General features: G+C 63.4%; 21 protein-coding genes. 11 read left to right on the top strand and 10 right to left on the bottom strand.

Going from position 1 to position 22,993, the window contains the following annotated elements:
- The first annotated feature begins 151 nt into the window (after window positions 1-151).
- Complete coding sequence (locus KTJ89_RS02990; RefSeq protein ID WP_139908018.1) at window positions 152-997, top strand: ParA family protein; 846 nt, start codon at window positions 152-154, stop codon at window positions 995-997.
- A 202-nt stretch (window positions 998-1,199) separates the two neighbouring features.
- On the opposite strand, the gene KTJ89_RS02985 is transcribed toward KTJ89_RS02990, so the two are convergent.
- Together KTJ89_RS02985 and KTJ89_RS02980 are read right to left on the bottom strand one after the other, a co-directional pair.
- Window positions 1,200-1,781: a MerR family transcriptional regulator gene (locus KTJ89_RS02985; protein WP_101544153.1), complete on the bottom strand. Its 582-nt coding sequence runs from the start codon at window positions 1,779-1,781 to the stop codon at window positions 1,200-1,202.
- A gap of 248 nt (window positions 1,782-2,029) precedes the next feature.
- A complete protein-coding gene (locus tag KTJ89_RS02980) occupies window positions 2,030-2,782 on the bottom strand; it encodes a lysophospholipid acyltransferase family protein (protein ID WP_139467197.1) in 753 nt (250 codons plus the stop codon).
- Between the two features lie 106 nt (window positions 2,783-2,888).
- Between KTJ89_RS02980 and KTJ89_RS02975 the strand changes: the two genes are divergently transcribed.
- Genes KTJ89_RS02975 through KTJ89_RS02965 form a run of 3 tightly spaced genes read left to right on the top strand, consistent with a single transcriptional unit; the run spans window position 2,889 to window position 5,963 of the window.
- The gene (locus KTJ89_RS02975; protein ID WP_172169445.1) at window positions 2,889-3,677 is read left to right on the top strand and encodes an alpha/beta hydrolase; all 789 of its coding nucleotides are present in this window, start codon (window positions 2,889-2,891) and stop codon (window positions 3,675-3,677) included.
- Window positions 3,678-3,705: 28 nt separating this feature from the next.
- Window positions 3,706-4,158, top strand: coding sequence for a YiaA/YiaB family inner membrane protein (locus tag KTJ89_RS02970; protein ID WP_139467195.1), 453 nt, complete (start codon window positions 3,706-3,708; stop codon window positions 4,156-4,158).
- A gap of 47 nt (window positions 4,159-4,205) precedes the next feature.
- A complete protein-coding gene (locus KTJ89_RS02965; RefSeq protein ID WP_172169442.1) occupies window positions 4,206-5,963 on the top strand; it encodes a DEDD exonuclease domain-containing protein in 1,758 nt (585 codons plus the stop codon).
- On the opposite strand, the gene trpD is transcribed toward KTJ89_RS02965, so the two are convergent.
- Window positions 5,931-7,052, bottom strand: a complete 1,122-nt coding sequence (gene trpD, locus KTJ89_RS02960; protein ID WP_259356759.1) for an anthranilate phosphoribosyltransferase — start codon at window positions 7,050-7,052, stop codon at window positions 5,931-5,933. The two genes, KTJ89_RS02965 and trpD, sit on opposite strands and share 33 nt — an antisense overlap.
- Before the next feature lie 179 nt (window positions 7,053-7,231).
- Here trpD and ctaE point away from each other — a divergent pair, with 179 nt between their 5' ends.
- From ctaE to qcrB, 4 genes are read left to right on the top strand one after another with little or no spacing between them, the layout of a single operon-like run.
- Window positions 7,232-7,906 carry an aa3-type cytochrome oxidase subunit III gene (ctaE, locus tag KTJ89_RS02955; protein ID WP_172169436.1) on the top strand — a complete coding sequence of 225 codons (675 nt, stop codon included), beginning with the start codon at window positions 7,232-7,234 and terminating at the stop codon, window positions 7,904-7,906.
- Window positions 7,907-7,963: 57 nt separating this feature from the next.
- On the top strand, window positions 7,964-8,749 hold the full coding sequence (gene qcrC, locus KTJ89_RS02950; RefSeq protein ID WP_139467192.1) for a cytochrome bc1 complex diheme cytochrome c subunit: 786 nt from the start codon (window positions 7,964-7,966) through the stop codon (window positions 8,747-8,749).
- A 49-nt stretch (window positions 8,750-8,798) separates the two neighbouring features.
- Window positions 8,799-9,842: a cytochrome bc1 complex Rieske iron-sulfur subunit gene (gene qcrA, locus KTJ89_RS02945; protein ID WP_259356758.1), complete on the top strand. Its 1,044-nt coding sequence runs from the start codon at window positions 8,799-8,801 to the stop codon at window positions 9,840-9,842.
- On the top strand, window positions 9,839-11,464 hold the full coding sequence (qcrB, locus tag KTJ89_RS02940) for a cytochrome bc1 complex cytochrome b subunit (RefSeq protein ID WP_139467190.1): 1,626 nt from the start codon (window positions 9,839-9,841) through the stop codon (window positions 11,462-11,464). The genes qcrA and qcrB overlap by 4 nt, the downstream gene beginning before the upstream one ends.
- A gap of 1,073 nt (window positions 11,465-12,537) precedes the next feature.
- On the opposite strand, the gene KTJ89_RS02935 is transcribed toward qcrB, so the two are convergent.
- From KTJ89_RS02935 to KTJ89_RS02910, 6 genes are all read right to left on the bottom strand, one after another.
- Entirely contained in the window at window positions 12,538-12,939 is a 402-nt protein-coding gene (locus KTJ89_RS02935) for a cytochrome c oxidase subunit 4 (protein WP_139467189.1), read from the bottom strand.
- On the bottom strand, window positions 12,936-14,633 hold the full coding sequence (ctaD, locus tag KTJ89_RS02930) for an aa3-type cytochrome oxidase subunit I (RefSeq protein ID WP_139467188.1): 1,698 nt from the start codon (window positions 14,631-14,633) through the stop codon (window positions 12,936-12,938). The genes KTJ89_RS02935 and ctaD overlap by 4 nt, the downstream gene beginning before the upstream one ends.
- Window positions 14,630-15,502: an aa3-type cytochrome oxidase subunit II gene (gene ctaC / locus KTJ89_RS02925; protein WP_139467187.1), complete on the bottom strand. Its 873-nt coding sequence runs from the start codon at window positions 15,500-15,502 to the stop codon at window positions 14,630-14,632. The genes ctaD and ctaC overlap by 4 nt, the downstream gene beginning before the upstream one ends.
- A 110-nt stretch (window positions 15,503-15,612) precedes the next feature.
- Window positions 15,613-16,290, bottom strand: coding sequence for a leucyl/phenylalanyl-tRNA--protein transferase (aat, locus tag KTJ89_RS02920; protein WP_259356757.1), 678 nt, complete (start codon window positions 16,288-16,290; stop codon window positions 15,613-15,615).
- 29 nt (window positions 16,291-16,319) lie between these two features.
- Window positions 16,320-16,673, bottom strand: coding sequence for a HesB/IscA family protein (locus KTJ89_RS02915; RefSeq protein WP_025778316.1), 354 nt, complete (start codon window positions 16,671-16,673; stop codon window positions 16,320-16,322).
- A gap of 79 nt (window positions 16,674-16,752) precedes the next feature.
- Window positions 16,753-18,129, bottom strand: coding sequence for a dipeptidase (locus KTJ89_RS02910; RefSeq protein WP_259356756.1), 1,377 nt, complete (start codon window positions 18,127-18,129; stop codon window positions 16,753-16,755).
- A gap of 23 nt (window positions 18,130-18,152) precedes the next feature.
- Here KTJ89_RS02910 and KTJ89_RS02905 point away from each other — a divergent pair, with 23 nt between their 5' ends.
- On the top strand, window positions 18,153-18,764 hold the full coding sequence (locus tag KTJ89_RS02905; RefSeq protein ID WP_139467184.1) for a DUF3043 domain-containing protein: 612 nt from the start codon (window positions 18,153-18,155) through the stop codon (window positions 18,762-18,764).
- Here the strand turns inward: KTJ89_RS02905 and KTJ89_RS02900 are convergent.
- Window positions 18,739-19,845: a quinone-dependent dihydroorotate dehydrogenase gene (locus tag KTJ89_RS02900; protein ID WP_139467183.1), complete on the bottom strand. Its 1,107-nt coding sequence runs from the start codon at window positions 19,843-19,845 to the stop codon at window positions 18,739-18,741. The genes KTJ89_RS02905 and KTJ89_RS02900 overlap by 26 nt on opposite strands.
- 122 nt (window positions 19,846-19,967) lie before the next feature.
- Between KTJ89_RS02900 and KTJ89_RS02895 the strand changes: the two genes are divergently transcribed.
- Both KTJ89_RS02895 and lpdA read left to right on the top strand, forming a co-directional pair.
- Entirely contained in the window at window positions 19,968-21,443 is a 1,476-nt protein-coding gene (locus KTJ89_RS02895; RefSeq protein WP_139908011.1) for a leucyl aminopeptidase, read from the top strand.
- Between the two features lie 153 nt (window positions 21,444-21,596).
- Entirely contained in the window at window positions 21,597-22,985 is a 1,389-nt protein-coding gene (lpdA, locus tag KTJ89_RS02890) for a dihydrolipoyl dehydrogenase (protein WP_139467181.1), read from the top strand.
- Window positions 22,986-22,993: the final 8 nt, after the last annotated feature.

Genomic DNA, 22,993 nt, shown 5'->3' with positions numbered 1-22,993 from the left:
CCGCACTGGGCGACTGGTCGACAAGCTGTCGGGAACATACTCTACAAGTGACCTGGAACACCTCTGCGCCCGGGGGTCGACTTTGGACTGAGACGTGAGTCTCGGCGTGGTCGGCACGGCTCGGCAGCCGCCAATACGTTAACGTAGGAGGGTGCTTGTCCTAAGTATCAGCAGCCTCAAAGGCGGAGTCGGTAAGACATCCGTGACGCTCGGTCTGGCCTCGGCGGCCTACAACAGGGGGATTCCCACCCTGGTCGTCGACATGGACCCGCAGGCGGACTCGTCGACCGGCCTCGATGTGCCGACCTCGACGCGTGTCGACATCGCCGATGTGCTCGCTGCTCCGAAGTCCCAGAAGATCCTGTCCGAGGCGATCATCCCCTCCGGGTGGGTCGGTGACAGGCTCGGCCACCTCGATGTGATCTCAGGATCTCCGCGTGCCGCGGAATTCGATCGGCCTTCGCTGTCCGAGCGCTATCTGCGCCGGCTGGAAGATGCCCTGACTCGCATCGCGAAAGGCTACCGACTCGTCCTCATCGACTGTCCGCCCAGCCTCAACGGTCTCACCCGTACGGCGTGGACAGCGAGCAACCGAGTCGCGGTCGTCACCGAGCCCAGCCTGTTCTCTGTTGCGGCTGCCGACCGTGCCCTGCGGGCGACGGACGAGCTGCGGCAGCGTGGTGCCTCCGATCTGCAGCCACTCGGCCTGGTCGTCAATCGGGTACGTGCCGGTTCGACCGAACATGACTATCGCATCCAGGAGATGCGTGAGATGTTCGGTCCTCTCGTCCTCAATCCGCCCTTGGCCGAACGGGCCGTCATGCAGCAGGCTCAGGGATCGGCGCGTCCGATCCACTCCTGGCCGGGCAAACCCGCCGAAGAAGTCGCCGGCTCGTTCGACGCTCTTCTCGAACGAGCACTGCGCTCGGAGAACATCCGCGGACGACGCGGTGCCGCCCCGGCGAAGAACGGCGCTCAGCAGCCCGAGCAGAAGTGAACGACTAGCTGCCCCCGCTCCCCCACCAACACGTCGACTGCCGTCGCGAACTCAGGTTCGCGACGGCAGTTCTCTGTTCCCGGGCGCCTCGGACACATTCGAGGCGCCCGGCGCCTCACCTTTCCGTTCCATACGACGACCGAGACGGTCCGCTCGAACTGAGCGGACCGCCTCGGTGGTGGTGTGAGTACTCTGTCGGCTGTCAGCCGGACTTGCGTGCGCGACGGGCGGCGAGCTCATCCATGGCTTCGAGGGCCGCGTCGTCTTCTGGGACTCGTTCGCTCGGGAACTCGGACAGCGAACCTTCGACTTCGTTCCAGACGCGGCCGACGGCGATGCCGAAGACGCCCTGCCCTCCCTGGAGGAGGTCGACGACCTCATCAGGTGAGGTGCATTCGAAGACGCTGGCGCCATCGGACATGAGGGTGATCTGTGAGAGATCGTCGACGCCGCGGGAACGCAGGTGCTCAACCGCGGTGCGGATCGACTGCAGTCCGACGCCGGTGTCGAGAAGTCGCTTGACGATCTTGAGGACGAGGATGTCACGGAAGCTGTAGAGCCGCTGGCTGCCGGATCCGGTCGCATTGCGGATCGACGGGGTCACCAGATCGGTGCGCGCCCAGTAATCGAGGCGACGGTAGCTGATGCCGACGACCTTGCAGACGGTGGGACCGCGGTAGCCGGCCTCTTCATCGAGTACGGGCAGATCATCATCGAACAGCAGCCCTTGGGCTGCTGACGGCATCGGCGTCATGTCGACGCTTTCATGACTTGAGCGGTTCACACCGACTCCTCCTTAAAGTCCCTGGGGGAAGCGAAGGTCGCTTGGAAGGACCGAGAACATAGTCATTCTAGCTCTCTTCCCAGCGAACCTACAGTGGGATTCAACAACTCCAAGTTATTCTGCCGTCCCCGCCAGGACAAACATCTCGAGGTAACAATTTCCGCGTGTCGCCGTTACCGCAGTATTCGAACATGTCACATGGATGTCATTCAGGCGACCCGGAGCGGAAGGAGCCGGGGCCGAAGGGCCTAGTTCGACGGGCTTTCGCCGTCTGATTTCGATTCATCCCGGTTCGGAGGATCCGTCTTCTTCGGCTTGGCGCTCGTCAGCAGCTTGGTTTTGACCGTCGACGCATAGCTGTCAACGTATTCCTGTCCGGACAGGCGCATGATCTCGTACATGATCTCGTCGGTGACCGACCGCAGCATGAAACGGTCGACAGGAAGACCCGAATACTTCGAGAAGTCCATCGGTGCGCCGAAGACGACTCCGACACGCCGGAGCTTGGGAACGAGGCGACCGGCAGGCTGCAGCTTGTCCGTGCCGATGATCGCCACTGGAACCACAGGCGCGCCGGACTCGAGGACGAGACGCGCAATGCCGGTGCGTCCGCGATAGAGCTTCCCGTCGGGCGAGCGAGTGCCTTCGGGATAGATGCCCAGCGAGTTTCCCTCACGGAGAACCTTCAGACCCGATTCGAGCGACGCCTGAGATCCCGATCCGCCGCCGCGGTCCATGGGCAGCTGATTGTTGAGCTTGAAGAACCACCGTGTCACCGCACCCTTGATTCCGCGACCGGTGAAGTAGTCCTTCTTCGCCAGATAGACGACGGGACGCGGAGCGAGCAGCGGAACGAAGATCGAGTCCATGAAGTGGTTGTGATTTCCTGCGATGATCGCCGGGCCCTCGGACGGCAGATTGTCCAGGCCCCGCACCCACGGACGGAAGAGGATCCGCAGGATGGGTCCGGCGAGGACTCGCTTGAGAAACCAGTAGAACACGCGCACCCTTCCGACTACGACTCTTTGTCGTCCTCGGCAATCATATATCGACACGAACGGTGAACAGCGAAGTCCGTCTCGGACTCATCCGTGCCATGCTGGGAGCATGGAGATCGATTTCACACTCGGAGCGGACCCGACGGCCGCCTATCGCAGCCTCGACAACGGTTCAGCCTCCGCGGTTCTCTTCCTGCACGGACTCACCGGTTCGCCCGTCTCCTGGGTCCCGATCGCCCGCGCGATCGCAGCGGAGGGCGTCGACGTCAGCGTCCCCCAGCTGCCCGGACACGGCACCTCATGGCAGGACATGGACTCCACTGGATGGTCCGACTGGCTCGGCGAGGCGCGCACCGAGCTGGGTCGGCTGCAGGCCGACCACGAGCGTGTCGTCGTCGCCGGCCTGTCGATGGGTGGAGCCCTTGCACTCGCCCTGGCGGCGGCAGAGGGTGCGCCCGACGAGATCGTCGTGGTCAATCCTGCCCTCTACATCGACTCTCCCTTCGCTCCCCTGCTGCCAGTGCTCAGGCACGTCGTGCGCACGATTCCGTCGATCGGCGGCGACATCGCCCACCCGGACCGCGACGAGTACGCCTACGAACGGACGCCGGTGGCTCCCCTGGCCACGTTCCATCGTGCGCTGCGAACCCTGCGCGACGATCTGTGGAAAGTCACCCGCCCCGTCACTGCCATGGTCTCCGGTGAGGACAACGTCGTGAGTCCGCGGACGCTGCGTGCGCTGCGATCGAACCTTCCGCACCCGCCGAGGATCGTCGCCCTGCGCCGATCTCGCCATGTGGCGACCCTCGACTTCGACGCGAACACCATCGCAGAGGCGGTCCTGCAGGCGGTCTCCACCGAAACGACCGTGCCACGGCAGTCCGAGACCGGGGAATAGCTGGGGCCACGGAATTGCTGAGTCAGGTATGAACGACGACGGCACCGCTTCGACTCCCGACGACGAGGGCCGGGAGGACTGGCGAGGGGAGGTTCCCGATCCGGAGCGGATCGGGCACGACCGATCGCGCATCAGCGACGAGGAATGGGACGACCTCGTCCGGCAGATCGCCGAACCCTCGGCGACGACGGGTGATATGCCCGCCGAGGATGTTCGCGACGCCCTCGAGGACACCGAGCATTGGGAGCGCGAACCGGCGGAGCCGATCGGGTGGCGCACCGCTTCGCCCACTCTCGTGCTGTCCTGGGCCGCGGCTCTCGGCGCGGTCGTGCTGCTGCTCATCGGCGTGATCTTCTTCCGACCGCTGCCCGGGTGGTACCTGCTCATCGGCCTGGCCGTCGGCATCGGCGGCGCGGTCGGTCTGTTCTTCCACCTGCCGAGCCATCGTTCCGCCGACGACGGCGACGGATCCTCGGTGTGAGCGATGCTGGCCGCTTCGTGTCAGCGACACCTGAGAGACTGGACATCATGACCGTCCCGTTCGACCGCGCGCCCAGCGCACTGCACAACACTCAGCTGTCATTCGACAGCCTCGGAACTCCCCTGTCCGACGTCACCTTCGTCATCGTCGACCTCGAAACGACGGGCACCCGAGCCGGGCAATCGGAGATCACCGAAATCGGCGCGGTCAAGACTCTCGGCGGCGAGGTCATCGGCGAGTTCCAGACCCTGGTCAAACCGGAACACTCCGTGATCAGCCCATTCGTCGCCCGGCTCACCGGCATCACTCATGCGATGGTCGATGACGCACCTCCGATCAGCTCGGTTCTGCCGAGCTTCCTGGAATTCTCCGTCGGTGCGGTGCTGGTCGCACACAATGCGCCCTTCGACATCGGATTCCTCCGCTCGGCCTGCGAACGTCTCGACTACCATTGGCCGGCGCCCACAGTCCTCGATACCGTCACGCTGGCCCGACGCGTGGTCGGCCGCGACGAAGTGCGCAACCACAAACTCTCGACGCTCGCCGCTCATTTCGGCACCCAGGTCGAGCCCGATCACCGTGCGCTCTCCGATGCGCGAGCGACCGGCGAGCTCCTCCACCATCTGTTCGAACGCTTCGGCGGCTACGGAGTGACGACGCTGGAGGAGCTGTCGACCGTCAGGCAGTCAGGGTGGGCGAAGCGTCAGGCCAAATCCCACCTGGCCAAGGGCGTTCCCGCGGAGCCCGGCGTCTACATGTTCCTCGACGGCACTCGCCGTGTGCTCTACATCGGCAAGTCCGGAAATATGGCCAGGCGAGTGCGCGGGTACTTCAACGCCTCGGAGAACCGTGGCCGCATGGCCGAGATGATCACTGCGGCACAAGAGGTCAGCTGCCTGCCCTGCGCCCACCCGCTGGAAGCCGAAGTCCGCGAGATCCGCCTCATCGGAGAGTTGGCGCCGCCTTACAACCGACGGTCGAAGAACCCGGAACGCAATTCCTGGATCGTCCTCAGCGATGAGCTCTTCCCCCGACTGTCGGTGGTCCGGGCGAACTCGGCGCTCGAACGCTCCCCCGCTCCACCGCTGGGACCGTTCCGTTCACGGAAGTCGGCCCAGGCCGTCAAGGAACTCCTCGACACCCTCTACCCCGTCAAGAGGTGCACGGCAGCGATCACGCAGCGCAGCCTCGGCGTACATCGTCCCTGTGTGAGTGCACAGGTCGGTCAATGCGGCGGTCCCTGCGCTGGGATCACCGATGTCGATGACTACCAGAGCTCGATCCGCGAGCTCTTCGCTCTGCTCGATGGGGACCTGTCCTCACTGCAGCGCTTGGCCGCTGAACGCATGCAGCGACTGTCAGGAGAGGCCCGGTTCGAAACGGCCGCCGAGGTCCGTGACTCAATGCGCTCGGCAGTGTCCATCGCGGCGCGAGCCGAACAGGTCACGGCATTGCGGAGAGTTCCCGAACTGATTGCGGCGGCCCCCGGTTTCGACTCCGGCTGGGACCTGGCGATCATCCGCCACGGGAAACTCGCCGGCGCCGGCCATGTGTCGACCAGGCAAGCCATGGGAGATTCTCTGTCGGCGCTGAGTTCGACGGCCGAATGGGTCCCTGCCCCCGGAGCGCTGCCGCAGGAGACCGACTCGCTCCCGGAGGAGTCGCGTCTGCTGGCCGGCTGGCTGGAGACCGCCGAGCTCGTCTCTGTGACGCCCGCAGGCGATCATGGCTGGTCGCTGCCCCGTCAGGGAGCGACCAGCCATGCACAGAGCTCAGGAGCGGTTCGACTCAGCGACTCTGTGTGAGACGTCGATGAGCTGTTGGAGCTTGTCCGCGCCGCCCCCGTTGTCGATCGTCGCCACCGCAGTTTCGAGTTTGAGGGCCAAGCGCTCCGTGAAGGTGCCCACAGCCGACTCGTCGGCGGCGACGAGCGCCGCTGCGGCGTTGATGGCCACGATGTCGCGCACGGCCGATCGTTCACCGTCGAGGACCGCGCGCGTGATGGCCGCGTTCTCATTCGGGCCGCCGCCGCGCAGATCGTCCTTCGTCGCCCGCTCGATGCCGAGGTCGAGGGCGTCGAACGTCGTGTGTTCGATCTCGCCGTGACGGACTTCCCACACATCGTTGACGTCGGTGTTGCTCAGCTCGTCGAGACCGTCGCGTGACCGGAAGACCACGGCCTGGTGCCCGCGTTTGGCCAGCGTGCCGACGACGAGCGGGGCCATCTGGGCATCGGCGACGCCGATGGCCGTATGCCTGGCTCGAGCCGGGTTCGTCAGGGGGCCGAGGATGTTGAACGCGGTGGGAACGTTGATCTGGCGCCGCACTGCAGAGACGAACTGCATCGACGGATGGAACACGTTGGCGAAGCAGAAGGCCAGTCCGACCTCTTGGGCGATCTGACCGGTCTGTTCGGGTGTGATGTCGAACCGCACGCCGAGGGCTTCGAGCACATCGGCCGATCCCGACGCCGAGGATGTCGCGCGGTTTCCGTGCTTGACGACCCGCTGTCCGGTGGCGGAGATGATCATGGCCGCGGTCGAGGAGATGTTCGCCGTCTTCGCGCGGTCGCCTCCGGTGCCGACGATGTCGACGGAATCTTCCAGTCCTGGCAGGGGAACGGCATGATCCATCATGGCCGCCACGAGGCCGGCGATCTCCTCGACCGTCTCGCCCTTCGTATGGTGTGCGGCGAGAAATGCGGCCATTGTCACATCCGGAGTCTTGCCCGACATGATCTGATCCATCGCCCAAGCCGCCTGGTCTCCATCGAGGTCCTGCTGGTGCATGAGAGCCATGATCAGGTCGGGCCAGTTCTCAGCGGCCGCCGGAACCGTGGTGCGGGCCCCGGAAGCCTGAGCTGCCGGGGTGGTCTTGGGCGTCGATTCGGTCATCCGTCTGAACTCTCACTAGGGGCTGCCGCCGCCCCGAAGCTCAGGGCGGACCTTACCTGCGGCATACTATCGCGACTTCGACACGCGGGCGGAAGCGGCATCCGAAACGAGATTTCGGCACCAGATCGCGGTTTTTGCTACGTCGTGTAGAAATTTCTTTCTCGAAACCTGGGTAAAAGATGAAAACTCACCCCGAGACGGGTAATAATGGGGTTGTGTCAACTGCCACTGCATCTCAAACAGCGCCAGCACATCCGGTTGTCAATCGTCCGAATGTGACCACGGTGGGCTTCATCGTGTTCCTCGCGAGCGACCTGATGTTCTTTGCCGCGCTCTTCGCCATGTACTTCACCGTCCGGTCCGTTGTTCCGGAGCTGTGGGAGGCGAGGACCCAGATCCTCGACATCCCCTACGCTCTCGGCAACACGTTGATCCTGGTGTCGTCTTCGTTCACCTGCCAGATCGGTGTGTTCGCTGCCGAGCGGTTCCGTCCCCGGCGGACCGGGTCGCTGTTCAACATCGCCAAATGGGGAATGGTCGAGTGGTTCTACCTCACCTTCGCCTTGGGCGCGATCTTCGTCTCCGGTCAGGTCATGGAGTACGCGACCCTCGTCAGCGAGGGCATCTCGATCAGCTCCGACGGCTACGGTTCCGTCTTCTACCTGACCACGGGCTTCCACGGCATTCACGTGACCATCGGGCTCATCTGCTTCCTGCTCGTCATCGGACGCGCCTACGGAGCGAAGAAGTTCGGTCACCATGAAGCCACATTCGCAATCTGCGTGTCCTACTACTGGCACTTCGTCGATGTCGTCTGGATCGGTCTGTTCGGCGTCATCTACCTGCTCCAGTAGCCGGCCCGAGATGCTCGGCCCCCAGGACTCACAACACTTCAAGCAAAGGACGATCAAGTGAAGCTTCTAGCAGATCGCCGCAGACATCCCATGGCGCTGGTCGCGCTTCTTCTCGTGGGACTGCTGCTGACCGGCGGAGCCTATGCACTCTTCACGCAGACTTCGAGCGCCAAGGCGGACACAGCCAGCGCCTCTGATATCGAAGAAGGCAAGAAACTCTTCGCGGCAAACTGTGCCACCTGTCACGGCATGAACGCCGAAGGCTCGAAGGCCGGTCCCGGCCTCATCGGCGTCGGCGCCGCTGCAGTGGACTTCCAGGTCGGCACCGGACGCATGCCGCTGCAGGCCAACGGCCCGCAGGCTCGCGTCAAGGAACCGCAGTTCGACGAAGAGCAGACCGCTCAGCTCGCTGCCTACGTCGCTTCGCTCGGCCCCGGGCCGGCAGTTCCCGAAGACGAGTACCTCGATGCTTCGAAGGGTGATCCCGCTGCCGGCGGCGGTCTGTTCCGCACCAACTGCGCCATGTGCCACAACGTGGTCGGCTCCGGTGGTGCGCTGACCCGCGGCAAGTACGCACCGAACCTGTCCGAAGTCTCCGAGAAGCACCTCTACGAAGCGATGCAGACCGGCCCCCAGAACATGCCGATCTTCAACGACGCGAACCTGACTCCCGAAGACAAGCGCGATGTCATCGCCTACGTCAAGGAAGTCTCGGACAACCCCTCCCCCGGCGGCTTCAAGCTCGGTTCGCTGGGCCCAGTGGCAGAGGGCCTGTTCATCTGGTTCTTCGGACTTGCTGCCGTCATCGGTCTGACAGTGTGGCTGTCATCCAGGGCCAAGTGAGTCTGACAGTGTCGTTCACCATCAATTACGAGAATAGACGGGGAATTCAATGACCTCGAAAGAGCACTCCGGCGGCGGCAGCCAGCTCGAGGAGTTGAACGGGTTCACGAACCCAGGTCTGCCCGAGCACAAACCGCGCCTGGCCGACTCGGACCCACGCGCCGAGAAGGTCGCCGAACGACAGGTAGCCGCCTGGTTCATCCTCTCGATGATCGGAACCATCTGGTTCATCGTGGCGTACTTCCTGTTCACCCCGGGCGAATCGATGCAGAGCATCCGCCTTCACAACATGTTCGTCGGCCTCGGTGCCGCTGTCGCGATGTTCTCCATCGGCTTCGGTGCAGTGCTCTGGGCCAAGAACCTCATGAGCGATCACGAGGGCATCGACGAACGCCATGACATCGGCGGCAGCGAAGAGGATCAGGCGATTGCGCTCGAGATCCTCCACCAGGCCAAGGAAGAGTCGGGCATCGCCCGTCGTCCTCTGCTGCGCAATACGCTCATCGCCGCTCTGGCGATCGCGCCGCTGCCGGCAGTTCTCGTCTTCCGCGACCTCGGTCCGCTGCCGGGCGACAAGATGTTCAACACGCTCTGGCAGAAGGGCACTCGCCTCACCCGCGACGTCGGCGGAATCCCCTCGGTGGATTCCGAACGTCCGATCAAGGCTGACGAAGTCACCATCGGCTCGGCCTACCATGTCCTGCCTTCGGGCATCGGCGACGAGGAGGCCAGCGAGCACCCGCTGAACGAGAAGGCCAAGGCGGCCGTGCTTCTCATGCGCATCGATCCCAAGGAACTCAAAGAGGATCCGGATCGCAAGGACTGGTCGCACGACGGAATCGTCGCCTACTCGAAGATCTGCACCCACGTCGGCTGCCCCGTCGCACTGTACGAGCACCAGACACACCACCTGCTGTGCCCCTGCCACCAGTCGACCTTCGACGTGACGGAACACTGCAAGGTCATCTTCGGCCCGGCCAAACGACCGCTTCCTCAGCTGCCCATCACCGTGGACAGCGAAGGCTACCTGGTTGCCCAGTCGGACTTCCCTGAGCCTGTCGGACCTACGTTCTGGGAGATCAACCACCCATGAGTACTACACAGCCAACCACCACCATCGGGAAGGCGGCGAACTTCGCCGAAACCCGCGTCGGGGCATCTGTCCTCGTGCGCGAGTTCGGTCGCAAGATCTTCCCCTCCCACTGGTCGTTCATGCTCGGCGAGGTTGCTCTCTACAGCTTCATCATCGTCGTTCTGTCCGGAACGTTCCTCACGTTCTTCTTCCAGCCGGCCATGGGCGAACTGCACTACGACGGACCCTGGCTGCCGCTGCGCGGCGTCGAGATCTCCGAAGCCTATGATTCGACACTCGCGATCTCCCTGGAGATCCGCGGCGGTCTGTTCATCCGACAGATGCACCACTGGGGCGCGCTGCTCTTCGTCGCCGCATTGAGCGTCCACATGCTCCGCGTGTTCTTCACCGGTGCCTTCCGCCGTCCGCGTGAGCTCAACTGGGTCGTCGGTGTTCTGCTCGTCATCATGGGCATGGCGGCCGGCTTCACCGGCTACTCGCTCCCCGATGACCTGCTCTCGGGCAACGGACTGCGAATCATCGACGGCATCCTGAAGTCGCTGCCGCTCGTCGGAACCTATATCTCGTTCTTCCTCTTCGGTGGAGAGTTCCCGGGCATCGACATCGTGGCCCGCCTCTACACCCTGCACATCATGATCGTGCCGGCTCTGCTCATCGCACTCATCGGCATCCACCTGATGTTCGTCGTCGTGCACAAGCACACCCAGTACCCTGGTGCCGGAAACACCGAGAAGAACGTCGTCGGAGAACCTGTTCTGCCGACCTTCGCAGCCAAGGGCGGAGGTTTCTTCTTCCTCATCTTCGGTCTGCTCTCGCTCATCTCGGCGCTGTTCACGATCAACCCGATCTGGAACTACGGTCCGTATGACCCCTCCCCGGTCTCGGCCGGTACCCAGCCTGACTGGTACATCGGTTGGGCCGATGGGTTCCTCCGCATCGTCCCGGGCTGGTTCGAGTTCTACATCTTCGGATGGCCGATCTCGTTCAACATCAACAGCGCCGTGATCGTCATGGGCGGCGTGTTCGCTGTCATGTTCATCTACCCGTTCTTCGAGGCGTGGCTGCAGAAGGACCATCGGGAGCACCACATCCTCGATCGTCCGCGCAACAACCCGACTCGTACCGCCATCGGCGTTGCAGGAATCATCTTCTACTGCAACATGTGGGCGGCTGCATCGGGTGACATCATCGCAGTGTTCTTCCAGATGTCGCTCAACGACATGATCTACATCTTCCGATTCCTGTTCTTCTTCGGACCGATCATCGGTTATATCATCACCAAGCGCATGTGCCTCGCGCTTCAGCGCAAGGATCGTGAAATCGCTCTGCACGGACGGGAGACGGCCCATATCATCCGTCTGCCCCACGGTGAGTTCCTCGAACGTCACGAGGCTCTTCCCCCGCACAAGCTGTGGAAGATCACCGCGTTCGAGTCGCCGGCCTACGTACCGGCCGAGCCGAATGCCGAGGGCAAGATCACGGGGATGGAGAAGCTGCGTGCACGTCTGTCTCGCTTCTTCTTCGAAGATCGTGTGGCCCCGGTGACGAAGCAGGAGCTCGAGGCTTCGCACCACGACCACGACGCTGTCGAGGGTTCGAACAACAAGGAACTCGGACACTGACAGGTCCGACACACCTGATACGAGGGGCTCAGCAGTTCAACTGCTGAGCCCCTCGCTCAATTCACAGAAGAGGCGGTCACTCGTTACTCCCCGTCGCGTACTCCGTTCTCCGCCTCCTGATGTGGAGATCTGCACCTTTCCCTGTCGGTCTCAGCACCTGCTGGCCAGGGGCAGTACCACCTGGATTGAGCCGCTTCCGCCTCGATCGGAATGGTCCCGTGTCGAACCGATGCGGTTCTCCGCGAATCGGAACACCCGGCGTAGGCTATGAGAGCCACGTCCTGCGTCTCAAAATGCTCTGGCCGGGTACTAGGTCGTCTGAGACTGCCGACGGGCCGCTGACGGGCCTGCAGCAAGCTTCTGAACGTACTGCTCCGTTCGCCTCGGGGAGGCCCGTGCACGAAGACGGGCGTTCGTTCAGCGGTGCCCAGACGTGGAATCTGCCTCTCCCCTGGCACGTTGCCTGGCGCCTCATAGCTGCTCTCAAAGTCTCGACTGCCGATCGAGGCTCATCGGCCCCAAGATTGGCAGAAAGAGAATGAGCCGAACGGTACAGTGACGCACCGCCGCATCTTGGCCAGCGAAAGAGTGTCGCCAGGGCTCTCTTCAGCCTCCAGTCGCCTCCGGCTGCGTCTGCGTCCGCCCTAGTGGACGCCCGCCGCGATCCGTGGTGGACCCGATGTCGATCTTGGCGATTGCGTCGGCACAACGCCTCCTTCATCGCGGTGTGCTCTGTCGAATTGGTACTGAATGTTCTCAAATGCTCACCGAAGAACGTGATGAATTCAGAACAACCTGGACCAAACCGCAGTCCGCCTTTAGCTCCGGAAGAGCAGTCCGCCGTTTGCTCCGACTGCGAACGGCAGAAGTGCGACCCTGCGGGTGTACGTACGGGCCGCAGGAGACCACGCAAGCGTCCATCAGCCACTCCGGCGCCGACAAGGGACCGGAGGACGTGCCCCAAGATGTTTTCCTGTCCACCTGCTTCGGTCTGTCCGCTGCCGTTGAATAGCACTGTGGCCCGGACTCGACTTGAGTCCGGGCCACAGTGGTTGGGCGATCAGATCACTGAATCAGTGGGCGAAATCGCCGCGATCGTGTTCGTAGGTGAGACCGACCAGAGCAACGATGCCGAGCACGACACCGAACGGGAAGATCCACCAACCCATGGCGATTCCGTAGAATGCGACGGCGGCGGCTCCCGCGCTGACGATCGGCCACCAGCTCCACGGGCTGAACATACCGTAGTCGGCATCGGCGTCGGAGATCTCGGCGTCGTCGTTGTCCTGAGGCTGACGACCGACGCGTCGATCCGTCAGCCAGAGGTAGACGCCGATCATCAGGGCCATCAGTCCGACGAGGAGCAACGCCGGGAATCCGACGAGCTCGGTGAAGTCGGTGAAGAAGCCGTAGAAGATCCCGACTGCGATGAAGAACAGGCCGCAGAGGTTGAAGACGTAGATCGATGACTTCATTTGGCGTTGTCTCCTGTGAGCTGGGGTTCTGCCTGACCGTGACCGCTGTATTCAAGCAGCTCGGGGTGGTTGAGGTCGAAGGCAGGACGTTCGGAGCGGATCCGCGGCAGCGAGGTGAAGTTGTGACGCGGGGGCGGGCAGGAGGTAGCCCATTCGAGCGATCCTCCGTAGCCCCATGGGTCATCGACCGTCACCTTGGGTGCATTGCGGTGGGTGATCCACACGTTCCAGAAGAACGGAACCATGGACAGACCCAGCAGCAGCGAACCGACCGTCGACACCTGGTTCATCCAGGTGAAACCGTCCTGCGGCAGGTAGTCGGCGTAACGACGCGGCATTCCGTCGACACCCAGCCAGTGCTGGACGAGGAAGGTTCCGTGGAAGCCGATGAACAGCATCCAGAAGTGGATGTGTCCGAGCTTTTCGTTGAGCATCTTGCCCGTCCACTTCGGCCACCAGAAGTAGAATCCGGCGAACATCGCGAACACGACGGTGCCGAAGACGACGTAGTGGAAGTGCGCCACGACGAAGTAGGTGTCGGACACATGCTGGTCGAGGGCCGGGCTGGCCAGGATGACTCCGGTCAGACCGCCGAAGAGGAACGTTGCGAGGAAGCCGATCGACCACACGATGGGAGTCTCGAATGTGATCGAGCCTCTCCACATCGTGCCGATCCAGTTGAAGAACTTCACACCTGTCGGAATCGCGATGAGCATCGTCATGAAGGCGAAGAACGGCAGTGCCACGACGCCCGTGACGTACATGTGGTGGGCCCACACGGTCACCGACAGCGCAGCGATGGCAACTGTCGCGAAGACGAGTTCCTTGTAGCCGAAGACCGGCTTGCGGCTGAACACCGGGAAGATCTCTGTGACGATGCCGAAGAACGGCAGCGCAATGACATAGACCTCCGGATGGCCGAAGAACCAGAACAGGTGCTGCCAGAGTATCGGTCCGCCGTTGCCCGGACTGAACACATGGGAACCGAGGACGCGGTCGGAACCGAGCACCAGCAGCGCAGCAGCCAGAGGCTGGAAGGCCATGAGCACGAGGATGCCGGTGACCAGGACGTTCCAGGTGAAGATCGGCATGCGGAACATGGTCATGCCCGGGGCGCGCATGGTGATCACAGTCGTGATGAAGTTGACGGAGCCGAGGATGGTTCCGAAGCCCTGCAGGGCGAGTCCGAGGACCCACAAGTTACCACCGGCGCCCGGTGTGAACGTCGTATTGCTCAATGGCGCGTAGGCGGTCCAGCCGAAGGATGCCGCACCCTGAGGGGTGAGGAATCCGGAGATGGCCACAAGGCTGCCGAAGAGGTACATCCAGAAGGCGAAGGCATTCAGCCGCGGGAACGCCACGTCCGGAGCGCCGATCTGCAACGGCATGATGACGTTGGCGAAGCCGGCGAACAGCGGGGTGGCGAACATCAGCAGCATCAATGTGCCGTGCATGGTGAACAGCTGGTTGTACTGTTCCTTGGTCTCAACGATCTGCATTCCGGGCTCGAAGAGCTCGAGGCGGATGATGAGCGCCATCACACCGCCGACGCAGAAGAAGAAGAACGAGCCGATGAGGTACATGTACCCGATCGTCTTATGGTCCGTCGACGTGATCCAGTCGACGATGATCTTGCCCTTGCTCCGTGGAACTACCGGAGCATCAAGAGCCGCCTGATCCATCGTGGCGGTCATTTCTCAGCACCTTCTTTCGGGTACCAGTTGCGATCGTACTCCGGTCCCAGCTGGCCTGTGTTGCCCTGATCGGCAAGCGACTGCGTGTACTCCTGGAATTCTTCCTTCGACACGACCTTGACGTTGAAAAGCATCTCCGAGTGGTACTCACCGCAAAGCTCGGCACACTTGCCGACATACTCGCCTTCCTTCTCGGCACGCAGATGCAGGCTCTGATCGTGGCCGGGGATCATATCTCGCTTCTCGAGGAAGGCGGGGACCCAGAAGGAGTGGAGGACGTCGCGGGAGTGCAGGCGGATCTCCAGGTCGGTGTCGACGGGGAGGTAGAGGACGGGAGCGGTCTTCTCGGGGGCTTCGGTGCCGTCGAGGGCAACCTGAGTGCCGGCGTAGTAGACGTCTTCGGTCTCATAGTTGAAGTCCCAGGCCCACTGCTTGGCAGCGACCTCGATGACCTGCTCGCCAGGGGTGGAGTCATCCGTCGTCTTCTCCATGACCTGGACGTTCTGGAAGAAGAAGCCGAGGACGAGGACGACCGGAGTCACCGTGAAGAGGATTTCGATCGGCATGCTGTAGCGCATCTGCACCGGCAGTCCGCGATCGTTCTTGCGGCGGCGGTAGGCGACCATGGCCCACAGGATGAGTCCCCACACGATGAGGCCCACGATGAGAAGGGCGATCCAGCCGCCGTTCCACAGCGCTGTATAGGCATCAGTGTGGTTCGTCGCGCCTTGCGATTCGACGGGAAAAAATCCTGTGGCGATCTGCTCTTTAGTGCAACCCGATAGCAACGCCGGTATCAACACGGCGCTCAGAATGCCGAGCCGCTTCGCCCAGGACCGCTGCGGTCCTGACTGATTCGGAGAATCCACGTGCAGCCTTTCACAACGTTCTGCGTCTCCAGGTCAGGCCGAGAGACGTGTACTTACTCTGTCACTCATAAGACTACCGCTACACGCGGTAGAAATTCACCTGCAGATGTTCATTTGTTGAGAATATGCTGACAGACACTGCCCCTGAGCGCGGAATCTAGGTGCGCGGAGTACTCCAGGCCGCTGATCTCCGACACGCCGAGGGTGGCGAGGTGTGATGTCTGCCACTGGGAGTCGATGAGCCACTCCACCGGTCCCGTATCCGCATCCGCCGAGGTGGACCGGCTTTCTCCGCTGACGACGTCGGTTCCGTCGAAGAGTTCGACGAGGTGGGCCAGCGCGGCCTTCGAGGCGTCCCGCTGAGTGTGGAACATCGATTCGCCGGCGAAGAACGAACCGATGGCGACTCCGTAGAGTCCGCCGACAAGCTCATCGTCGTTCCAGACCTCGACCGAATGCGCCCACCCGTCGTCGTGGAGGCCCTGGTAGAGCTCGATCATCTCCTCGGTGATCCAGCTGCCCGTCCGCCGCGGGTCGGCACACGCCCGGATGACGTGCATGAAGGCTCGGTTGATGGTGAAGGTGAAGTGCTTCATCGATTTGCGCAGGCTCTTCGTCACGCGCAGGTCACCGGGAAACAGAACTCCACGTCGTCGTGGAGCCCACCATCCCATCCGACCGGTGCCTCCGTGGCCGACTCCCATCGGGAAGAGTCCGGCCCGATACGACAAAAGGACCTGGGGCTGCGTTGCCGTGTACGACACGGCACGCAGATCCTCCAGGTCCATGAGAAGCGCTCCTCCTCAGCCGAGGCTGATCAGTGGAACGAGTCTCCGCAGGCGCAGGATCCGCCGGCGTTGGGGTTGTCGATGGTGAAGCCCTGCTTCTCGATGGTGTCGGAGAAGTCGATGGTCGAACCGCTGAGGTAGGGAACGCTCATCCGGTCGACGATGACCTCGACGCCGTCGAAGTCGCGGACCGCGTCTCCGTCGAGGAAGCGCTCATCGAAATAGAGCTGATAGATCAGTCCGGAACATCCGCCGGGCTGGACAGCCACGCGCAGGCGCAGGTCGTCACGACCTTCCTGTTCCAGCAGGCTGCGGACCTTGTCGGCAGCGGTCGACGACAGCTCCACCTCGTGGGTGGCTTCTGCTTTTTCGGTCACAGTCATGGTTACTCCTTTTCGCGTTCCTGTCCCCAGGCTACACCGGCGACAACGTCGGTGCCCGGCAAGCTATTCCCCATTCGTGTCATCCGTGGTCGCCGAGGCGCTGCAGCAGCAGGGCTTCGGCGACGATCGCGGCTTTGAAATCGGGCAGGTAGAGCGATTCGTTGGCGCTGTGGGCCCTCGCGTCGGGATCTTCGACGCCCGTGACGAGGATCGATGCGCGGGGGAACACATCGAGCAGATCGGCGATGAAGGGGATCGATCCGCCGATGCCCATCGTCACCGATTCGGTGCCCCAAGCGTCGGTGAGCGCCTGGCGGGCGGTCCGGACCACAGGGTCGTTCTCATCGGCCTGCCAGGGGCTTCCGCCCTCGGTCTCCCCGATGCTCAACTGCGCACCGAAGGGCAGATGCGCGCGCAGATGCTCCTCGACGGCCCGGACCGCCGAGGCGGGGGTGTCCCCGGGCGCGAGTCGGATCGAGAGCTTGGCCTTCAGGGAGGACTGCAAGGTATTCGAGGAGACCGCCACATCGGGAATGTCGAGACCGATGACGGTGATCGACGGCTGTGTCCACAGACGGGAGGCCAAGGTGCCTGCGCCGATGAGCTCGGTTTCCGCGAGCACCCCGGAGTCTGTTCGCAGCGTCGCCTCGTCGAAGTCGATGGACGTCTCTGTGCTCGAGTGCAGGCCGGCGACAGCGACGGAGCCGTTGTCGTCATGGAGGGTTGCCAGCAGCTTCGTCATCGCGAGCATCGCATCCGGTGCCACTCCCCCGTACATTCCCGAATGCACGGCGTGGTCGAGGGTGGAGACCTCGAATTCGACGGCGCACATTCCGCGCAGGCTCGTCGTCAGGGCCGGAGTCCCCGCTGCCCAGTTGCCCGAATCGGCGACGACGATGACATCTGCGCGCAGGCGGTCCCGGTAGGTCTCGAGGAAATTGCGGAAGCTCGGGCTGCCGGCTTCTTCCTCACCTTCGAAGAAGAGCGTCACACCGACACCGAGGCGGTCGGCCAGCAGCCGCAGAGCCGTGAGGTGGACCATGATCCCGGCCTTGTCGTCGGCGGCTCCACGGCCGAAGAGGCGGTCGCCCTTCCGGGTGGCGACGAAGGGTTCGGTGTCCCAATCCTCGGCGCGGCCGGGCGGCTGCACATCGTGATGGGCGTAGAGGAGGACGGTCGGGGCGCCCTCCGGCGCCGGCACGGAGGCGACGACGGCCGGGTATCCGTCGGCGCCGTCCGACTGCTTCGCGGTGAGGATCTCCGTCTCGAGGCCGAGCTGACGCGCCAAGCCCGCGACAGCCTCGGCGCTGGCCGTGACATTCGCGGCGTCGAAGCTCGGCCAGGCGACGGAGGGGATGGCGACGAGATCCGTGAGATTGCCGAGAACCTCGTCGAAGATGGTGTCCAGTTCGGCATGCAATTGTGCACTGTCAAGTGCTGAAGTCGATTCGCTCATCCTCCAAAGGTAGTATTCATCTCGTGTTCGGAAACAAAAAATCTCGCGCCGAGGACGAAACCTCCGCCTCTCAGCCAGTCCATGACGACCTCTCCGCAGAAGCCGACGCCCGTCGCGAAGCGGAGGCGAAGAAGGGACGGCCCACGCCCAAGCGCAGCCAACAGGAGTCCGCGCGCCGTCAGCCCTTGGTGAACAAGGATCGCAAAGTCGCGAACAGACAAGCCAAGGAGCACCAGCGGCAGGAGCGCGACCGCGCACGCATCGGCATGATGAACGGCGAGGAGAAATACCTCACCCGCCGGGACAAAGGCCCGCAGCGCCGGTACATCCGCGACTACATCGATGCCCGCTTCTCGATCGGCGAGATCTTCATACCAGCCGCGATCCTCATCCTCGTCATCGCGTTCACGCAGCCGGTGCAGATCCAGCAGTACTTCACCTACGCCGTCTGGGGTCTCATCGCACTGATCGTCCTCGACGGGTTCGTGCTCAACTACATCCTCAAGAACCGGCTGCGCAACAAGTTCGGCGAGGTCGAACGGGGCATCACCTTCTACGCAGTCATGCGCAGCATCCAGCTGCGTCCGCTGCGCATGCCCAAGCCTCAGGTCAAGCGCCGCCAGTACCCCGAGTGAGCAGCCGGCTCGACTCGAGGCCGCGTGCGATGCGGCCGGGGAAGAACGGACCGGAGTAGATCATCTCCGAATAGAACTGAACCAGATCGGCGCCCGCGGCCACTCGAGCCCGGGCGTCTTTCGCATCCGCGACGCCGCCGACGGAGATGACGGTGAGCTCGTCGCCTACGTGCCTCTTGACCAGACGCAGCACCTCGAGAGAGCGTTCGGCCACGGGGCGTCCGGAGATGCCGCCTGCCTGGCCTTCGGCGAACTCCGCCTCGGCGCCGGTCAGCACACCGCGATCGATCGTCGTGTTCGTCGTGATGAGTCCGTCGACGCCGGTGCGCAGAGCGAGGTCGCAGATCTCGGCCACATCCTCGTCGGCGAGATCCGGGGCGATCTTGACCAGCAGGGGCACATGACCCAGCGTCGACCGCGGGCGCTCGACCACCTCGGCGGCGGTGTCGCGGACGGCGGTGATGATCGGCTCCAGGCTGCCCACGGACTGCAGATCGCGCAGACCGGGAGTGTTCGGTGAGCTGACATTGATGACGAGGTAGTCGGCCAAGGGAGCCAGCGCACGGGTCGAGGCGGCATAGTCGGCCACCGCGTCGGCCGCCTCGACGACCTTCGTCTTGCCGATGTTGATGCCCACGATTGGACGCAGGCGCTGCGGGAGGGATTCGATCTTCCTCCGTTCGGCGGCGATGTTGAACGATGCCTGCCGGGCTCCGTCGTTGTTGAACCCCATCCGATTGAGCAGGGCGAGATTCTTCCGCAGACGGAACAGCCGCGGACGATCATTGCCCGGCTGCGCATGGGCGGTGATCGTGCCGACCTCGATATGTCCGAAGCCCAATGACGACAGAGCACGGACCCCCACGCCGTTCTTGTCGAACCCCGCGGCCAGGCCCACTCGGTTGGGGAAGGGCAGACCCATCACCTGAGCGGGCCGGACGGTGTCGCGGGCACAGACGACGCGGAGCAGGCGACCGAGCAGAGGAATGGAGTCAAGAAGGCGCAGCGCGGAGAACGAGAGGTGATGGGCCCGTTCGGCATCCATGGGAACGAAGAGGAGTCTGAAGATCAATGAGTACACGCACCTAAGAATATGTCAGAGTCCCTCATCGCTTCAGCAGGCGCTCGACTCACTGCTTCAGCAAGTCGGCGTGTTTGGCATTAGGATCGAAGCAACGTTCAAAGACGACTGAAAGGGAACTCATGGCTGGTGCATCCACCCTCAGCAGCTACTCCACGACCTCACCGGTGAAGGCCACCGCCTCCGTTCTGGTGCTGGCGGCAGCCGACTCGACGGTCCTCGGACTCGAAGGGGCGAAGGCGGCGAAGACCGCCCTCGACGAAGCCGCTCGCGCCATCGGGTTCAGCGGAAAGGCCGGATCCACCGCTCGTGTTCCCGCTCCGAAGGGTGTCGCCGCCGACTCCGTCCTGCTCGTGGGGCTCGGGGACTTCGATCCCGATGACTCCGATGTCGCCGCAGCTGCTGAAACGCTGCGTCGCGGCGCGGGAGCGGCGCTGCGTGCACTCGACGGTGTCGAGTCGATCGCACTGGCCCTGCCCGCCGCCACTCCGACAGAGGTCGAAGCGATCACGGTGGGCGCGGGACTCGGAACCTACCGTTTCCTCGACTACCGCAGCGAAGGCGGGACTCCGGGCGAGATCACCGTTATCGGCCCCAAGGGCAAGACCTTCGCCGCAGCCCATGACGCCGGCGCAGTGATCGCGGCCGCGACGAACAGAGCTCGCGATCTCGTCAACACTCCCCCACTGGATCTCTACCCGGAGTCCTACGCGGAGATCGTCAAGGACCAGGCCAAGGACCGCAAGCTCAAGGTCACAGTGCTCGGCGAGAAGGAGCTCAAGGCCGGAGGCTACGGCGGAATCATCGGCGTCGGCCAGGGTTCGACTCGTGGACCCCGCCTCGTCAAGGTCGAATACGCACCTCGCGGCGCCAAGCGCCATCTCAGTTTCGTCGGCAAGGGAATCACCTTCGACTCCGGCGGCATCTCACTCAAGCCGGCGAAGAGCATGGAGGACATGAAGTCCGATATGGCCGGTTCCGCGGCCGTCGTTCAGGCGCTCTTCGGCATCGCCGACCTCAAGCTCCCGGTGCGTGTCACTGCGTGGCTGCCGATGGCGGAGAACATGCCCGGGTCTTCGGCACAGCGCCCCAGCGACGTGCTGAAGATGCGCAGCGGCAAGACCGTCGAGGTCACGAACACCGATGCCGAGGGTCGCCTCGTCCTCGCGGACGCGCTCACCGATGCGGGGGCTGAGAACCCGGATCTGCTTATCGATGTGGCCACACTCACCGGTGCTCAGATCGTCGCCCTCGGCGAACGCACCTCCGGTGTCATGGGTTCCGAAGCCGCACGGGCAGAGGTCATCGCCTCGGCTTCCGTGGCCGGTGAGCAGATGTGGGCGATGCCGATCCCCGAGGAGATGCTCTCCGGGTTCGACTCCACCGCCGCCGATCTCACGAACTCAGGACCTCGCCCCGGCGGCATGCTCGCCGCTGCGGCGTTCCTGCGTGAATTCGTCGGAGAGGATGCGAACTGGGCGCATATCGACATCGCCGGACCGAGCTTCAACGGTTCAGCACCCTTCGGCTACACGCCGAAGGCCGCGACTGGAGCCGCGGTGCGCACCCTCATCGAAATCGCGAAGGCGAAGGCCTGAGCCCGGTGGTTCTACACGCTGTCGAGGTGAACGTGATGATGCCCACCTGTGTCCAATCAGACAGCGTTTTTCTTCGCCCCGCGCAAGAAAAGTGGAAAGATAAGACTGAAAGCTGCGTACTGCAGGCTTATTCACAGCTACGAGGAGAAATCCGTGAGTGACGAATTGACCTACGACCTTGTCGTTCTGGGTGGCGGAACCGGTGGCTATGCCGCTGCTCTGCGAGCCGCAGAGCTCGACATGAAGGTCGCTTTGATCGAACGCGACAAGGTGGGAGGCACCTGCCTGCACCGTGGCTGCGTGCCGACGAAGGCTCTTCTGCACGCCGCAGAAGTCGCCGACACCGCCAAGAACTCTGAGACCTTCGGCATCGAAGCCGAGTTCAAGGGGATCGACATCGCCAAGGTGCTCGAGTACAAGGACGGGGTCATCACCCGCAACTACAAGGGTCTGCAGGGTCTGGTCAAGGCTCGCGGAATCGACACCTACTTCGGCACCGGCAAGCTCGTCGGCAAAGACACTGTCGAGGTCACCGGCGAAGACGGCAACCACACCGTCAAGGGCACGAACGTTCTGCTCTCGACCGGTTCGACATCGAAGACCATCGGTCTCGAGGTCACCGACCGCGTGATCACGAGCACCGAGGCTCTCCAGCTCGACAAGGTCCCGAGCTCGGCCATCGTGCTCGGCGGCGGCGTCATCGGCGTCGAGTTCGCCAGCGTCTGGAACTCCTTCGGAGCTGACGTCACGATCGTCGAGGGCCTCAAGCACCTCGTTGCCAACGAGGACGAGACCATCTCGAAGAACCTCGAGCGCGCCTTCAAGAAGCGCAAGATCAAGTTCAAGCTCGGCGTCATGTTCAAGGGCGTCGAAGAGACTGCCGACGGGGTCAAGGTCACTCTCGAAGACGGTTCGACGCTCGAGGCTGAGTACCTCCTCGTCGCCGTCGGCCGCGGCCCGGTCACCGAGGGCTTCGGCTTCGAAGAGCAGGGTATCCCGATGGATCGCGGGTTCGTCCTCGCCAATGAACGTCTCCACACCGGCGTCGGCAACATCTACGCCTGCGGCGATATCGTCCCCGGACTCCAACTGGCCCATCGCGCCTTCGGCCAGGGCATCTTCATCGCGGAGGAGATCGCCGGCCTCAACCCGGCACCGGTCGTCGAATCGGGCATCCCGCGCGTGACGTACTGCGAACCGGAGATCTTCTCCGTCGGACTGTCCTCCGCTCAGGCGGAAGAGAAGTACGGAGCGGACCAGGTCGAATCGCTCGAGTACAACCTCGGCGGCAACGGCAAGTCCGTGATCCTGGGCACCACAGGCCTGATCAAGGTCATCCGCGAGAAGGACGGTCCGGTCGTGGGCGTGCACGGAATCGGTGCTCGCCTGTCCGAGCAGGCCGGTGAAGCGCAGCTCATCGTCAATTGGGAAGCATTCCCCGAGGAAGTCGCGCAGCTCATCCACGCGCACCCCACGCAGAACGAAGCACTCGGCGAGGCGCACTTGGCCCTGGCCGGCAAACCCCTGCACTTCCACTCATAAGATCCGAG

Source organism: Brevibacterium sediminis (assembly GCF_024895295.1).
Classification (GTDB): Bacteria; Actinomycetota; Actinomycetes; order Actinomycetales; family Brevibacteriaceae; genus Brevibacterium; species Brevibacterium sediminis.
Note: the sequence above shows the minus strand (reverse complement) of the source record. Positions and strands in the feature narration are given on the sequence as shown.